Annotated in this window: 10 protein-coding genes; 9 read left to right on the forward strand and 1 reads right to left on the reverse strand. The window is 42.8% G+C overall.

From position 1 onward, the window contains the following. Window positions 1-418: 418 nt before the first annotated feature. From B2Z67_RS10665 to B2Z67_RS10680, 4 genes are read left to right on the forward strand one after another with little or no spacing between them, the layout of a single operon-like run. Complete coding sequence (locus B2Z67_RS10665) at window positions 419-1,300, forward strand: hypothetical protein (protein ID WP_291529814.1); 882 nt, start codon at window positions 419-421, stop codon at window positions 1,298-1,300. Window positions 1,301-1,315: 15 nt separating this feature from the next. Next, window positions 1,316-2,581, forward strand: a complete 1,266-nt coding sequence (locus B2Z67_RS10670; protein ID WP_291529815.1) for a DUF6175 family protein — start codon at window positions 1,316-1,318, stop codon at window positions 2,579-2,581. 12 nt (window positions 2,582-2,593) lie between these two features. Further along, window positions 2,594-3,724 carry a hypothetical protein gene (locus B2Z67_RS10675; RefSeq protein ID WP_291529816.1) on the forward strand — a complete coding sequence of 377 codons (1,131 nt, stop codon included), beginning with the start codon at window positions 2,594-2,596 and terminating at the stop codon, window positions 3,722-3,724. Window positions 3,725-3,741: 17 nt separating this feature from the next. Continuing rightward, on the forward strand, window positions 3,742-4,686 hold the full coding sequence (locus B2Z67_RS10680; RefSeq protein ID WP_291529817.1) for a hypothetical protein: 945 nt from the start codon (window positions 3,742-3,744) through the stop codon (window positions 4,684-4,686). A gap of 1,045 nt (window positions 4,687-5,731) precedes the next feature. On the opposite strand, the gene B2Z67_RS10685 is transcribed toward B2Z67_RS10680, so the two are convergent. Continuing rightward, a complete protein-coding gene (locus B2Z67_RS10685; protein WP_291529818.1) occupies window positions 5,732-6,130 on the reverse strand; it encodes a hypothetical protein in 399 nt (132 codons plus the stop codon). A 480-nt stretch (window positions 6,131-6,610) separates the two neighbouring features. Here B2Z67_RS10685 and B2Z67_RS10690 point away from each other — a divergent pair, with 480 nt between their 5' ends. The 5 genes from B2Z67_RS10690 (at window position 6,611) to B2Z67_RS10710 (ending at window position 15,902) form a co-directional block, all read left to right on the forward strand. Then, window positions 6,611-7,738: a 6-bladed beta-propeller gene (locus tag B2Z67_RS10690; protein ID WP_291529819.1), complete on the forward strand. Its 1,128-nt coding sequence runs from the start codon at window positions 6,611-6,613 to the stop codon at window positions 7,736-7,738. 75 nt (window positions 7,739-7,813) lie between these two features. Beyond that, the gene (locus tag B2Z67_RS10695; RefSeq protein ID WP_291529820.1) at window positions 7,814-8,632 is read left to right on the forward strand and encodes an alpha/beta hydrolase; all 819 of its coding nucleotides are present in this window, start codon (window positions 7,814-7,816) and stop codon (window positions 8,630-8,632) included. Window positions 8,633-8,760: 128 nt separating this feature from the next. Then, window positions 8,761-9,942 (forward strand): esterase, encoded by a 1,182-nt coding sequence (locus B2Z67_RS10700; protein WP_291529821.1) that lies wholly within the window; start codon window positions 8,761-8,763, stop codon window positions 9,940-9,942. 472 nt (window positions 9,943-10,414) lie between these two features. Further along, on the forward strand, window positions 10,415-13,204 hold the full coding sequence (locus tag B2Z67_RS10705; RefSeq protein WP_291529822.1) for an ATP-binding protein: 2,790 nt from the start codon (window positions 10,415-10,417) through the stop codon (window positions 13,202-13,204). A gap of 367 nt (window positions 13,205-13,571) precedes the next feature. Next, window positions 13,572-15,902 (forward strand): glycoside hydrolase family 3 N-terminal domain-containing protein, encoded by a 2,331-nt coding sequence (locus tag B2Z67_RS10710; RefSeq protein ID WP_291529823.1) that lies wholly within the window; start codon window positions 13,572-13,574, stop codon window positions 15,900-15,902. Window positions 15,903-16,218: the final 316 nt, after the last annotated feature.

The raw sequence follows: 16,218 nt of genomic DNA on the forward strand, positions 1-16,218 counted from the left end.
TGGTACGGACTTGATACGGAGCAGGTAGTGTGTGATAGGGTCTGCATGATTCATACTTTAACTCTTGAAGTATGAATAATACAGGTAAAGGATGGTATGGAGATGGGGTACGTTTGTTGTGATTTCCTATAACTACTTCGTTACTGTTAGTTTAGTTTATGCATGATGATTTACTGAAGTATCTCTGTCAGCGAAGCTAATAGAGATACTTCTACTAATCATTTAAGTTACTCTTACTTAATCCTTTACCCCACTGACTCATCATTCATCACCTCAACTAATTACAGCGAGGAATCCGTCTGTATTCTAACTTTATGTTAATAAACCTAAACTTGTTTGTCGATTAATAATAAATGTTTATTTTTGAAAAATCAAGTATAAAAAGTTTCAGTAGTAATTTAAAAATAATAAATGATTTATGAAAAAGAGTTTGTTTTTAGTACTGTGTGTACTGTGTTCCGTGGTTGGTTCTGCCCAGGATTTGGATGAGCCAAAAGGAAAACCGACTGTGTTTATTGACTATTTCAAGCGCTCGGGCGATGTGCCGTTTGCATGGGTAGAAGGGTTGCGTAATACGGTAATCGAAGGAATCCAGAAGATGGAACGTGTTATCCTGATTGATGTTGACTCGCAGGATGCATTGCGTATTGAATCACAGCGTCGCTCTTCGGAGAATATTTCGTCGGGTGATGACAATGAAATGGATCGCCTCTCGGTGATGGAAGAGTTGGGCGCACAGTTCATCATTACCGGTCAGGTAACTTCCATGACAGCCGCTTATAAGACGAGGGAAGGCAAAGGATATTATGACGGATCGATATCATACTCCCTGAAAGTGATCAACCCGAAGAATGGAACATTGATTGGTACGAAAACATTCCAGCATAGCGGCTTGACCGGCGGAACCGGTGGCAATAAAGAAGAAGCTATAGCCAAAACCATTAAGAACGCCGTGTATAGCATGCGCGACTTCGTGGACGAATACTTCAAAATGGAAGGAACAATCCTCGAGGTGAACAGCGAGAAGAAAGGGAAAGCGGAAGAAGTATATATCAATCTTGGCTCGATGCATGGGGTGAAAGATGCTCAGAAGTTTACCGTTTACGCAATTCGTGAAGTTGCCGGACGCGAAGCCAGGAAAGAAATCGGGCGTCTGACCGTGAAAGCCGTAGAAGGTGATGATATATCTTTATGCAAAGTTCAGAAAGGTGGCGAAGAAATCCTGAAAGCGATCCGTGATGAACAAGTCATCAAGATTGTGTCCCGCGAGCAAACCTTGATGGGAGGGATATTAAACTAATAAAAATATTGATTTATGACCAAACAATGCTTATTGCTGCTTCTGGGGATATTTCTGTCCGTCGGTCTTTTCGGGCAGAACTATTCCGTTGAAGTGGTTTTCCTGCAACAACAGGGGAATACACTGACCGTTCGCTCTTCGGGTGTTAGCGAGAAGAAAAAAGAAGCGGAAAAGATGGCTGTGAAATCTGCTTTCCATACCTTATTCTATACAGGGGTGGACGGTGTCAATGGAGGTAACGCGATGATTTCTGACGCAAAACCTGACTATGACCGTCGCTTTTTCGATGAAGACCGGTATTCGGTATTCGTGAAGAGTCATACCGTTACGGAAGAACCGAGCAAACAAGGCAAGAATTACCGCTGTACGGTAGAAGTGACCATCCTTTTCGATGCCTTGCAGAAAGACCTGGTCCGGAATAAGGTACAGACCAACCTTGGCATGGCAGTAGGAACACCCGGCAGCCAGGTCAGTTTGCCTACGGTGACGGTGGTTCCTTATACAAGGGAAGAGGAGGACGTACGGGCTGTTCTTGACCGGAGCCAGATGTTGAGCTATGCCGTCAGTAAGATGACCAGTGAATTCAGTTCGCGCGGGTATAAGACGAGAGACTTTATCGCTCAGCTGAAGCGTACCAAGCGGAATGATGTGCTGACCGCCGGAAGCCAGTCGGATGGTGTTACCAAGATGATACAGAACATGGGCGCGGACATCATTGTGACCGCCAGAGTAATGTCGACCACCGATGCGAAACGTCAGAGTGAAGTGTCGCTGGAGTTGACAGCTACCGAATTCCAAACGGCAGGCAATCTGGCAAGCGCTACCTTCCAAAGCGGTAAATACGTGACTACGGATACCATCAAGCTGACGGACTATGCCCTGAAGAAAGTGAAAGATGAATTTTTCACAAAATTGCAGGCATCGTTTAATGACATTGTGAAGAATGGACGCGAACTGGCTATCCAGATGGTATTGGCGAAGTCTGTTACCGATTGGGACTTCGATCAGCTTCTTCCTGACGAAAGCGCAGGCTTTAAGGTGGTGCTGGAAGATTGGTTGCAAACCCACGCCTTGAATGGCGTTTACGATATGAGCCGCAGTAATGATAAGGTAATCGACATGTCAATGAAGGTGCCTATCTGGGACGAAGCACAGGGACGTGCTTATACTATTTCCCGTTTCAGTACCGAACTGAAGAGTTTCCTTGACGAAAAGCTGGGAGGAGAATATGTTGCATCAATCGTTACTATGGGGCAAGGATTGACTGTAACCATTAAATAAATATTAGATATCATGAAGAAAAGTATCGCTCTTTTGACCTTGCTGTTTGTTGTTTCACTAAGTGTGGCGGCGCAGGAAACCATTCATTTTGTGGCAGGCGTCCCTGCGCAAAAGGGATTAAACCAGAAAAACAAGGATGCACTGAAACTGAAAGTGGAACAAATCCTGGCAAGGAACAATGCCGGTGTGGCATCGCTCTACAATGCGTTCGTAATTCAACCTGAACTGGTTCTCGGAGAAACCAGGAAGACGGAAGGATTGCTGCGTGACGTAACATTGGTTACGGGAGAATTCTCTCTGACCGCCCGTAACAAATATGATGACAGCGTATATGGCACGGCTGTCATAGAAGTGCAGGGAGACGCCACCGGAAGTACAGACGATGCTATTGCTTCGCTTATTTCGAGTATTAAGGTTACTGACCCGGCTTTTGTCCGCTTCATCCGTAATACCCGTAAGCATATTACGGAATTCTATCAACAGAATTGTCCCATCATCATCGAGAAAGCCCGTGTTATGATTGACGCGGGTATGTTAAGGGAAGCGGGCGCTTATTTATCGGTCGTTCCTGAAACAGTGCCCTGTTACGGCGATATTCTTAAAATGTTGCAGGAAATAGGGCAGCAAGAGCCGCAGGAAACGCCTGTTGCTACTGAACCGACTCCAGAGCTTGTTTCTCCGGAGCCGGTCGCCGAAGTGCCGCCTGTAGCTGTATCGGAACCTGTACCCGCTCCTGCACCGGTTGCAGCGCAACCCGAACAAACGCCCTTGCCCGAATATAAAGCGGCTGTTTCCTGCAATAACCTTACGTTTGAACTGGTTTCTTGTGAAGGTAACGAAACCGCCGGTACTATTCGTATGCATGTTCGTTTCAGGAATACGGGTGCTACAAACAATAATGCAGCTATTCGTATGGGATTGGCTATTGATCCTGATGGAGCCACGTTCACTGAAATCATGCAGGTGGCGGAAAAAGGTTGCACGACTTCAACCTATGGAAATAAGATGCCGAAAGGTATAAGGATAGGTAAAGTCTTTGAAATAAAGGGAGTGAACTCACCTTGCGCCATTCTCTCGTACGCTGAGATGGCGGTAGATAATTGCAAAGTGATTCTTCACAATATTCCTGTTAATTGGAAATAAAGAAAGGGAAAGCGGTTATGAAGATAAAGAAAATAGGGATAACGGTTGCTCTGCTTTTCTGCGTAGGAACTGTTTCGGTGTTTGCCCAGGCATATAAAGTGGTTGAGAAGAGTGACAAGAAAGCTCCTGCATGGTATGAGTCAGCCGAGTCGGGTTATATTGTAGCTTCAGCTGAGGCTTCTTCTATGGAAGAAGCCCGTCAGCAATGCCTGGAAAGTGTGAAACGGCAGATTCTCCAGGCGGTTGCGCAGAATATAGAATTTTCGGACTCTCATGTCGTGAAGCAAACTTCCGGCAATGGCGACCGTATCACGGAGTTTGTCGATCAATATACTGCCGAAGGCTCTACCCGTGCCGCTTCTTTACCTTTCATCAAAGGTATTTCGCTTTCCAAGGTCGAAGGGTCTTATTGGGAAAAACGGCAGGAGAAGAAGTCCGGTAAGATAACGTATGCCTATGCTGTGCGCTATCCTTTCCCGGAGAGCGAGCATGAATCGTTGGTTCGTCAGTTTGAAGAGCAGGACCGTGAGATGGAAGATTTGATAAAAGGTATGGAAGCCCATATCTCTGACATCTCCTCCGTTGAAGAAATAGACCGGTGCATTACCAAAATGCAACCTGCCGTCGATTATTTCTTTGATAAAACGCGTCGCGAGTGGGCGGAAGGTGTAATCCGGAATTACAGGAAATTGCCTACTCTTATCACTGCCGACAGTAAGGCGGACGGTAAAGATTCCTATCTTGTTTCTTTATCTATAGAAGGAAAGAAAATTACTACAGCTTCCATGCCGAAACTTACTTCTAACTGCGCTTCGCAATTGAAAGCTGTGCCGAAGGGTGAGGATATACTCGTTACGTACAATTGCGAAGACTGCCTTGAAGATGAAGAAAACTTTGTGGAACTGACTTTCCGGATGCCTGGTAAATCACTGAAACACAAGTTTTATTTTCAGGTGAAATAGTTCGAGAAGGATTTGAGGGTATCTCGGAGAAACTGATCTTATAGGAATATGAGGGTGTGTTAAAGGTAAGATATACTATTGTTGATATAGATAGAAATGCATGTGTAGTTGATAATAACCTTAGTAACAGTGATAATGATATTGTCAAAGGTAAAATACTCATAATAATGATGATTTTTATTTTGATGTTATTGTTGTTGTTATAAAAATGGCTATGTTTGCACTACCAAATATTCAACTATACAAAATTAGAGCACATTAGATGCCATGGGTAATGTTAGATTAAAACAGCAAATTGATTCTTCAAAAAAGAATAAACTTGATTTTATCCAATTGAAATCAAGTAAGAAATTTGTTCTGTCTGATGTTTCCTCAGAGGAACTTAAAAAGAGGAGAATATCTGTATATCCTTATTTGTTGTAATGCTTGAAAGCGCATATCCATTTTATTTTATTCAAAAAGATAAGGGAGACTCAATTGGTTCCCTTTATGTATCATTGTATCGGTTCAAATCAACCAAATCAAAGTTAGTGTACATTGTTCGGGTAGAAGAATACGAATACAGTATTTATGCTGTGAAATTCTATCAGAAGAACCATTCCCTGTCTAAGAATAAATATAGGATGATGACAAATACTTATGAACCACGCAGGATTATAAATACTTGCATCAATATTATTGCTCACTATATATCAAAATAATAAAAAAGCCTCTTTTGGGTTTGTTGGGGCAAATGGACTCGGAGAAGATATTAGCTACACTAAACGATATAGGGTTTACTCAAAAATCATTGCGACCTACTTTAGCGATCAATATTTTTATCATAAAGAAAATATTGAAAAAAGTGCCTATATGCTTATTAACAATATATCATTAAATGAGAATCCTGAGTTAGTTAAAGAGATAGAGTCATTTTTCGTCGAGCAATATGAGTATTTTGAATGAAGACGAGAATTATTTCGCTTTATCTATGTCTTTCTCCCACGATTGTTTTTCTGATTTATGATACGTTCTCTGTTCAAAAGATTGGTAGCAATAGATTTCTTTATTTCTGCGCCAACTGTTTCACTTCCCCATTCTCTTTCTCAAACCGGTAACTACCGCCTTTTTCGCTCAGTTCAAACAAAGAAAGATCTTCTGTCTCATTATTCACAATCAGCAGCGCACTCTGTTCCGCGAAACGTTTCACGTCGATAGAGAACGGCTCTTCCGTTATTTTCCTGTTCACCAGCACACTGTCATTAATCATCAATGACAGGGAATCGCCCGTGAATCCTTTGGTCAGTATAATCGTGTACGTCTCAATAAATCTTCGATCTTCATCTTTTCGTTTTTGCAAGCGCATACTCATATAAACGAAAATAACGACTACAAAGATAATTGCAAAAGCCAGAAGCCCGTTGCCTATCATAAACTGTTTGTTGGTATTCAGACGGTGTGCCATAAGAATGAAATTTTAAGTTCAGTGCAAATGTAACGAATAAATGCTATATGAGGCAATGCTTTCGTGATTTAAAAACCTTGGTAACTAATAAACAGTTCATCTTTTTCCCTAATATACAGGGAAGTACAAGGGTTATTCGCCGGGGCTACACCTTTTCGACCGGATAGCTGCATCCTTTAAATGAGATGGTTATGCCTTTTATGCAGGATAGCTGCACCCTTTCAACTAAAAAGGATAACCTTGGGATAGAAAACAATAATAAGTAGTATTCATTTGTAGAATGAGTTCATAGAAAATACTCTTTTTTATGCATTATTTGTCGATATATTCGTATATTTGGGCTGTTAGTTCTAAAAACTGCACTTTGCATAAATGGATTTGCCATTTTGGTGGTGAATAATACATGTATAAATGGTAAGTATGATGAATTTATATAAAATGGAAATCTGATATAGAAAGTCACAAATAATAATAAATGGTATGAAAAGAATAAATTTTGTAGTTGCTTTATTTGCCGTTTTGTTGAGCATAAGTTGTAGTACTACGTCAAAAGGTGACGGCACCTTGACGTTTGTAGAAACTGATGGAAACGAATTGACTGTTTGCCATCTCAATCAGGTAAAAGATACTCTTGTGATGAATTTGAGCGATTTAGTGGAAGACTTTAAAGTCGTTCGTTTTGAAAATGAGGATAATGCCTTATTTAATTATAGTGTATTGCCTGCTATTACAGATAACTATATCGGTATTCGCCAATCCCGTGGTCGCCCGTATTTACTGTTTGACCATAATGGAAAGTTGAAATGTGAAGTCGGTTCTGTAGGAAATGGTCCGGGAGAATATAATCAGGTTATTTATGATGAGGTAATCAATGAAAAGAGAGATGAGATATATTTATCTTCTTTTGCATCCTCTTCTAAGATATTGGTGTACGATACTAATGGAAAGTTTGTCCGTGAAATTGTAGCTAAAAATAGATTAAACAAACCCAAAATAGAGGTAGATGATAATGGGGATATCACTATTATTCACATGCCATTTAGAAATAATACGGAAAATTTTCTTGCTATCCAGTATAGTAGTGATGGCTCGTTTAAGCAAGAGTTGAAGCCTGCTCCCTATCTTTTAGTTGAAAACTTCAATTCGGAAATGTTTGCTTATCATAATGTTTCGGAATTTAGTTTTTGGTTGACATCGTGCGACACTCTTTTTCACTATGATAAGAATGCGAACAAAATTCACCCCAAGTTCACGGTGGATTTTGGTGATGTCTCTGAACGACCATTTCATGTATATAATGAAATACCAAACTATTATTTGGTTAGCTTTGGTAAAGGACTTGTAGCGGTGAATAAGAAGACGCATACTTCGAATTATGTCCGGTTGGTGAATGACTTCTTTGGGCACACTTCGGCTTCAATGTTCAATTTCCATAAGGGATGGTTCTTTCACATGTTTGAGCCGGGCAATCTCATTACCCGTATAGAGCGGCGTCTTGCCGAGGGTAATTGTTCTGCGGAAGATCGTAAACAACTGGAAGAAATATTGGGATCTATTGATGAGGATGACAATAACATATTGCTCATGGGGAAATTGAAAAGTAATTGATGCCTGTAATTAGGGAGAGGATCTTGTATGTTGTAAGAATCAGCCTGCCGGATTAACTTCAAATAATAAAATACCATGAAAAGAAAGATCACTTTTGTACTACTGTTGTTCTGCGTATTTTCCTTGTATGCGCAGGGAGTGTATAAAATAGAAAAGGATTTGCCGTATATTCCGGACTCCGAGGCAGATGCTTACCGTAAAGAACGTTGCAAGCTGGATGTTTACTACCCTACGGATAAAAAAGACTTTCCTACTGTTGTATGGTTTCACGGCGGTGGATTGGAAAGCGGTAACAAACATATTCCTGAAGAACTTATGGATAGAGGGTTTGCGGTAGTGGCAGTGAACTATCGTTTGAGCCCTAAAGCCAAGAACCCTGCATACATTGAAGATGCAGCCGCTGCTGTGGCGTGGATTTTCAACCATATAGGCGAATATGGCGGAAGCAAAGACAAGATATTCGTTTCCGGTCATTCTGCCGGCGGTTACCTTTCGCTGATGTTGGCAATGGATAAGAAATATATGGAAGCCTATGGCGCGGATGCTGATAAAGTGGCGGCTTACCTGCCTGTCAGCGGACAAACGGTGACGCACTATACCATTCGTAAAGAGCGCGGACTCCCCAATGGCATTCCTATTATAGACGAGTATGCTCCGCTGAACCGTGTGCGGAAAGATAGCCCTCCTGTTGTGCTGATTACGGGAGACCGTAACCTGGAAATGGCAGATCGTTGGGAAGAAAATGCTTTACTGGCCTCTGTGTTGAAGAATATCGGCAATAAGCATGTTGCCTTGTATGAATTGCAGGGCTTTAATCATGGTACCGTACTTGAGCCGGCTTGTTATCTGATAGTGAACTATATCCGTGAACATTGTCCGGATAAAACCAATTAGTAGACATCATTAAAAATAAGTTATGATGTGCACATACATGTGTGTGCATTGGTAGAAGAATTTACGTTAACCATCGTATTTATGTTACTTGCAATATATTTATTAATGAAATTCATCATTGTTTTATTATGAAAAGATTCATCACTTTATTCGCAGCCTTGCTGATTTGTGTAGTCACTTTTGCACAGCAAGCCCTTTGGGGAAATACGCAGATTGTATCTCCCGATATCCATGAGAATAACACCGTCACGTTTCGTTTGAAAGCGCCGAAAGCAATACGGGTGCAGATTACCGGTGATTTCCTGACTGTGCAGAAAACCGGAAAGTTTGAAGGCCCAAGAATTGCAGATTTAAAGGAAGGCAAAGATGGCGTATGGGAATATACGACTCCCGAACCCTTGGAGCCGGAGTTGTACAGCTATTCTTTTATAGTAGACGGAATGCGGATGCACGATCCGGCTAATGTTTACCTTATCCGTGATGTGGCCACATTGACGAATGTATTCATTATTGGTGGCGGACGTGCTGATTTGTATAAAGTAAATAAGGTACCTCACGGAACTGTGTCCCGCGTGTGGTATAATAGCCCATCGCTGGATATGGAGCGCCGGATGACTGTCTATACTCCTGCCGGTTATGAGACCAGTGGCAAACGTTATCCGGTCTTTTACCTCCTTCATGGCATGGGCGGCGACGAAGAAGCATGGATTTCTTTGGGGCGGACTTCGCAAATTCTGGATAATCTGATAGCGCAAGGCAAAGCAAAACCTATGATTGTTGTAATGACAAACGGTAATGCTGTGCAAGAAGCAGCGCCGGGTGAATCTTCGCTTGGTATGGTGCCTCCTACAATGCGACTGCCCAAGTCAATGGAAGGGTCTTTTGAACAAGCGTTCCCTGATGTGGTGAAGTTCGTGGATAAGAACTACCGTACAGTCAAGAGTAAATCCGGACGTGCCATTGCGGGATTGTCTATGGGTGGTTTCCACTCTCTGCATATCTCCAAGCAGTACCCCGATATGTTCGACTACGTGGGCTTGTTTTCTGCCGCCATTTTCCCGAACGAGAATGCTACTTCACCGGTATATCAGGATTTGGAGGGTAAGCTGAAGATACAGTTTGCCAAAAAGCCGGCGCTTTACTGGATTGCTATCGGTGAGACAGACTTTCTGTATAAAGCCAATGAAGATTTCCGTAAGTTGCTGGACGGAAAGGGATATAAATATACGTATTATGAAACGGGCGAAGGTCATATCTGGAAGAACTGGCGTATTTATCTGGCGGAATTTGCCCCGATGTTATTCAAGTAAGATTCTTCCCGATACTTTCCGAGCGGATCCTAAATCAAAAACAGGCTCTAACCTGCTTACTCTACTGTAGATTAAAGCATTGAGATTCATCCCACGGGACGAGAAAATTCATCCCGTGAGACAAAAAAAACCGTCTCGTGAGATGAAAAAATTCGTCCCGTGAGACGGATTTTTTTGTCTCATGGGACGGATTTTCTTATCTCACGAACTTAGCCAATAGAGTTGTCGTAACGTTATTCATACTGTAGGAATTAAAGGTGTTATCACTTTGTTAGGAGTTAAGGAGTTGGAGCCGATAGTGTTGTTTATGTCTTCCGGAGTATTGGTTTTAACTCCTACAGTATGAATAATGCCGCTTAGGGAAGCAGTTATTACATCAAAGAGGAGTAAAATTCGAGCCTAAAAGGATTGAATTTAATCCCTAAAATGTATCTTTGCAACAATTCAGAAACTTAATGTATGCTTTATTAATATGAGTGTTGATAAACCCCATGAAGTTGAACGTTTTCGTCGCCTTTCATCTATTGGACAAATAGGATGGTGGGAGACTGATTTTGTTGCTAAGGAAACTTTGTTTTCCGAATATCTTTGCAAATTGCTTGGTCTGGAAAGAAACATACTGACTTTTCCGGAACTCGGTCAATTTATCCGTGAAGATTATCGTGTCCGTATTATCCGGGAATTCCTTTTGCTGGGGGATTTGGAGGTATATGAGCAAACTTTCCCTATTCATTCTGCACTACAGGGTGAAGTCTGGGTTCACTCCCGTATGGGTGAGAAGTGGGTGGCGGAAGACGGTCATCTGGTTATCTTTGGTGTACTTCAAGTTGTAGATACCCCTGAAGGCGGGCAGTCAAATGATATCCTGAAACAATTCAATGATTTGCTGTTCCGTCAGAATTCGGTATCTAATTCACTGCATCATTTCCTGAAAGATAAAACTTTGGGCAATACCATCTCAAAGGTTCTGAGGGACATTCTCGAACTCTTCCATGCCGGGCGTGTATATATCTTCGAGTATGATACTGATGCCCATACTCAAAGTTGTACTTACGAAGTGGTGACTGAAGGAGTTGAACCGGAAATAGATGTTTTGCAATCCATTGATATAGGTAGCATGGGTTGGTGGTTCAATCAGATACAGTCTGATAAACCGATCCTGCTGAGTAATCTGTCCGAACTTCCCGAAGAGGCGAGTGCGGAACGATATATGCTTGCTATGCAAGACATAAAGTCGCTGATGGTTGTTCCGCTGCGGAATTCCGAGCGTGTGTGGGGATATATCGGTATCGATCTTGTGGACAGGCATTATCGTTGGAAGAACGAAGATTACCAATGGTTCTCTTCCCTTGCCAATATCATCAATATCTGTATCAGCCTGCGCCTTGCCCGTGATGAAGCCGACCGTGAGCGCGCTTTCTTATCCAATCTCTATAAGTATATGCCTATGGGGTATACACGGCTCAATATTCTTTTTGGCGAAAATGGAGAGCCTAAAGATTTTCGGATAGCGGAATCCAATCAATTTGCCGCTAACCTTCGTGGAGTATCTCTGGATACTTATAGGGGGCATTTGGCTTCGGAGATTTATGCCCCGGATGAAATTTCTCAGAAATTGAAGGTTATTTCGGATGTCTGTCATGAAGGTGCATATAAAGAGCTGGACGAATATTTCCATGCTACGGGCAGAACGTGCCACTGCATCTTCTATTTACCCAAGCCCGATGAATTGGTTTGTCTTTATATGGATGTTACCGAAATGCGTCATGCTTATGTGGCATTGGATCGCAGTGAGAAACTCTTGCGCAACATTTTCGCCAATATCCCCGTGGGTATTGAAATCTACGACAAGAACGGCACATTGATTGATATTAATAACAAAGACCTGGAAATATTTGGTATTGAAGATAAGGAGAGCGTGTTAGGGGTCAACTTCTTTAATAATCCTAATGTTAATCAGGATGTTTATAGCCGTTTGGGGATAGAGGATGAATTCGATTTCTCAGCAGATTATAAATTCGAGAATATGAGCGATTATTTCTCAACGAAGAAATCCGATAGCATCGAACTGTATACCAAGGTTAGCAAGATATACGGTAGCAAAGGAAACTATATCGGTTTTGTTCTTATTAATATAGATAATACGGAGCGAATCGTTTCCTCAAATCGTATCCGTGATTTTGAGAACTTCTTCCAGCTTGTTTCTGATTACGCTAAGGTAGGATATGTCAAGCTGAACTTACTTACCCGCGAAGGTTATGCCATCAAACAGTGGTACAAGAATTGGGGCGAAGATGAAGATACGCCTCTTGCAGAGGTGGCCGGCGTATATAATAAGATGCATCCTGAAGACAGGAAACTTATACTGGACTTCTATGAAAAGGCAAAATTAGGTGAAATCAAAACCCTTAGAAGTGAAGTGCGTGTGCGCCGTCCCAACACGAAGGATAAATGGAATTGGATACGCGTGAATATAGTGATTACTCAGTACGAACCGGAGAATGGTGTGATTGAGTTAATCAGTATCAATTACGATATTACCGAACTGAAAGAGACGGAAGAAAAACTGATTAAGGCTAAGGAAGCGGCGGAAGAGACCGACCGTCTGAAGAGCGCTTTCCTGGCAAACATGAGCCACGAGATACGTACACCCCTTAATGCGATTGTCGGTTTCTCCAGTCTGTTGATTGAAATGGAAGATGAGGAAGAGAAGCGGGAATATTCCAAACTGGTGGAAGAAAACAACGAACTGCTGCTGCAACTGATTTCGGATATTCTGGACTTGTCCAAGATAGAGGCGGGAACATTCGACTTTAAGTATAGGGAACTTGACATGAAAACCTTGTGCGGTGATATTTCCCGTTCCATGAGCTTGCGTGTGAAGCCGGAGGTTGAGCTTTTGTTTGATTCTACGTTGCCGGAGTGCATCATAACGAGCGACCCTAACCGCTTGTACCAAGTGATTTCCAACTTTGTGAATAATGCCATCAAGTTTACTTCGCACGGCAGTATCCGTATTGGGTATGACCAGCCGGATGCGGAACACGTGCGAGTATATGTAAAGGATACCGGCGTAGGTATTTCTCCGGAAGGCATCTCACAGATATTCGAGCGTTTTGTGAAGCTGAACTCTTTTGTTCAGGGTACCGGTTTGGGGCTTTCCATTTGCCGGAGTATCATTGAGCAGTTAGGCGGTACAATCGGTGTGGATAGTGAACCGGGTAAAGGCTCATGCTTCTGGTTTATTTTGCCGTTGGAATAAAAAGACTTATTCTTTAGAAGCTGTTTTGAATTTNNTATTCAGTTTTCTTTTAAGAGTTGTTTTTGAGGATATTTTTCTGTTTTTAAGAGGAACATAGCGGGCTATGTGACGAGTGAAAACAGGAAAAGAGACCGAAAACAAACTTAAAAGAGACTGATAAAATTAATTAGGAATAAATTCAAAACAGCTTCTTAACTCCTACACTGTAAATAATGCAAGTTAACGTAATCGCCCCTTGCAAGGGCGTTTTTTTTAGGGTATAGCCGATAGATATAACAAAACGATACGTAAAAAGCGACTTGTTATACCCCTCGGAATAACAAGATGTTATTACCTTTGCGCAAAATACAAACTATGAATCAAAGCCATGAATAAAAAATTGATTTTATTTTTAGCCCTGTCCGGGCTGGTGTTAACGGCTATGGCGCAATCTACAGTGGCGCCTGCTATTCCAAGAAACGAGAAGATAGAAAAGAAGGTGGAAGCCTTGCTGAAGAAAATGACGCTCGAAGAGAAAATAGGTCAGATGACAGAGCTTGCCATCGATGTTATTACTAAGCGTGGTAGCTTTAATGATTTCCAGGTGGACGATGCAATGTTGGATACCGTTATCGGCAAATATAAAGTCGGTTCCATCCTGAATGTACCCAACGGTATTGCCCAATCTAAGGAAAAGTGGGAAGAAATCATAAAGAAGATACAGGATAAATCCATGCAAGTAATGGGTATTCCCTGTATCTACGGTGTAGACCAGATTCACGGAACCACCTATACGCTGGGCGGAACATTCTTCCCGCAAGGCATCAATATGGCGGCTACTTTCAACCGCGAGTTGGTTCGTGAAGGTTCCCGCATCTCTGCCTACGAAACCAAAGCGGGCAGTATCCCTTGGACGTATGCTCCCGTTCTTGACCTGGCGCGCGATGCCCGCTGGCCCCGCCATTGGGAAAACTATGGCGAAGACGCCTACGTGAATGCTGAAATGGGACGCGAATCCGTTCTTGGCTTTCAGGGCGAAGACCCTAATAATATAGGAAAGCAGCAGGTAGCAGCCTGTATCAAGCACTACATGGGATACGGTGTTCCCGTATCGGGCAAAGACCGTACGCCTTCCTCTATCACCGTGCAGGATATGCGTGAGAAACATTTCGCCCCGTTCCTTGAAGGCATCAAGGCAGGTGCCCTGTCTGTGATGGTGAACTCTGCCATGAACAACGGATTGCCGTTCCACGCTAATTACGAGCTATTGACGCAATGGCTGAAAGAAGACCTGAACTGGGACGGAATGATAGTGACCGACTGGGCGGACATCAACAACCTCTATACCCGCGACAAGATTGCCGGAAGCAAGAAAGAAGCCATCAAGATTGCCATCAATGCCGGAATCGACATGTCGATGGTTCCTTACGAATGGAGTTTCTGCATCTATCTGAAAGAATTGGTGGAAGAAGGCGAAGTGCCCATGAGCCGTATTGATGATGCCGTTCGCCGTGTGCTGCGCATGAAGTACCGTCTGGGCTTGTTCGATACACCTGCTTACAATCATCAGGACTTCCCTCTGTTTGGTGGTAAAGAACATGCCGCCGCCGCCCTGCAAGCTGCCGAAGAATCTATGGTATTGCTGAAGAATACAGACGGCATCCTGCCGCTGGCTTCCGGTAAGAAATTGCTGGTTACCGGGCCTAATGCCAACTCTATGCGTACCCTTAACGGCGGCTGGTCTTATTCCTGGCAAGGTAATGTAGCAGACCAATGCGCTGCTGATTACAATACCATTCTCGAATCGTTCACTAATAAGTTCGGCGCTCCCAATATCGTTTACGAGCCGGGAGTAACCTATAAGCAACGCGGCGCCTGGTGGGAAGAAGAAGCTCCCGAAATAGACAAAGCCGTAGCTGCCGCCGCCGGAGTGGATTACATCATCGCCTGCATCGGCGAAAACTCCTACTGTGAAACTCCGGGTAATCTGAATGACCTCACCCTTTCCAGGAACCAGATAGACCTGGTGAAAGCACTGGCAGCCACAGGAAAACCCGTTATTCTTATTCTGAACGAAGGCCGTCCGCGTATCATCAGTGAGATTGAACCGTTGACGAAAGCAGTTGTCCATATCATGCTTCCGGGCAATTACGGTGGCGATGCTCTTGCAAACCTCGTATCCGGTGATGTTAACTTCAGCGGTAAGATGCCTTATACCTATTCAAAGGAAATCAATTCACTGTTCACTTACGACTATAAGCCATGCGAAAACCTTGAGAAAATGGAGGGCGCTTACGATTATGATGCCGTAATGTCTGTGCAGTGGGCGTTTGGTTACGGACTGAGTTATACCACTTACGCGTATAGCAACCTCAAGGTAGATAAGTCTGACTTTACTGCCAATGATGTACTGACCTTCACGGTTGACGTAAAGAACACCGGTAACCGCATCGGTAAAGAAAGCGTACTGCTGTTCAGCAGTGACCTGGTTGCCTCGCTGACTCCCGATGTTCGTCGTCTGCGCGCTTTCGAGAAAGTGGAACTGCGTCCGGGAGAAACTAAAACCGTTACTCTCAAGGTGAAAGCTTCCGACCTTGCTTTCGTGGGTTATGACGGTAAATGGATTTTGGAGAAAGGTGATTTCCGTATCCAAACCGGTAATCAGACGGTGAATATTGCCTGTACGGATACCAGGAAATGGAATACTCCGAATAAGTAGAATAAACAGTAGATAGAACTTAATTATTAATTCTTGATATGGAGGGGGTAGTCTGGTGATTTCAGGCTACCCTCTTTTGATTAATACAGGCCGGGAATTTGCAGAACTGTCTAAATGGCAATAAATAGTCATTATTTGCATTCATTGTGATAGCATTATCCGGCTTTTCGTAACACAGCTTGATTTATAAATTCACCTTTTAGCGTACTTGATGAACGAACAAAGAATAATGATGCAGTATTTATGCGCATTATTGCATATTTACAGGCTATTTATGCAAAAAGAGCCTGTCTCTTAGGGATGAAACACTAACTAT

This window comes from Bacteroides sp. UBA939, assembly GCF_002293435.1.
Taxonomy (GTDB): domain Bacteria; phylum Bacteroidota; class Bacteroidia; order Bacteroidales; family Bacteroidaceae; genus Bacteroides.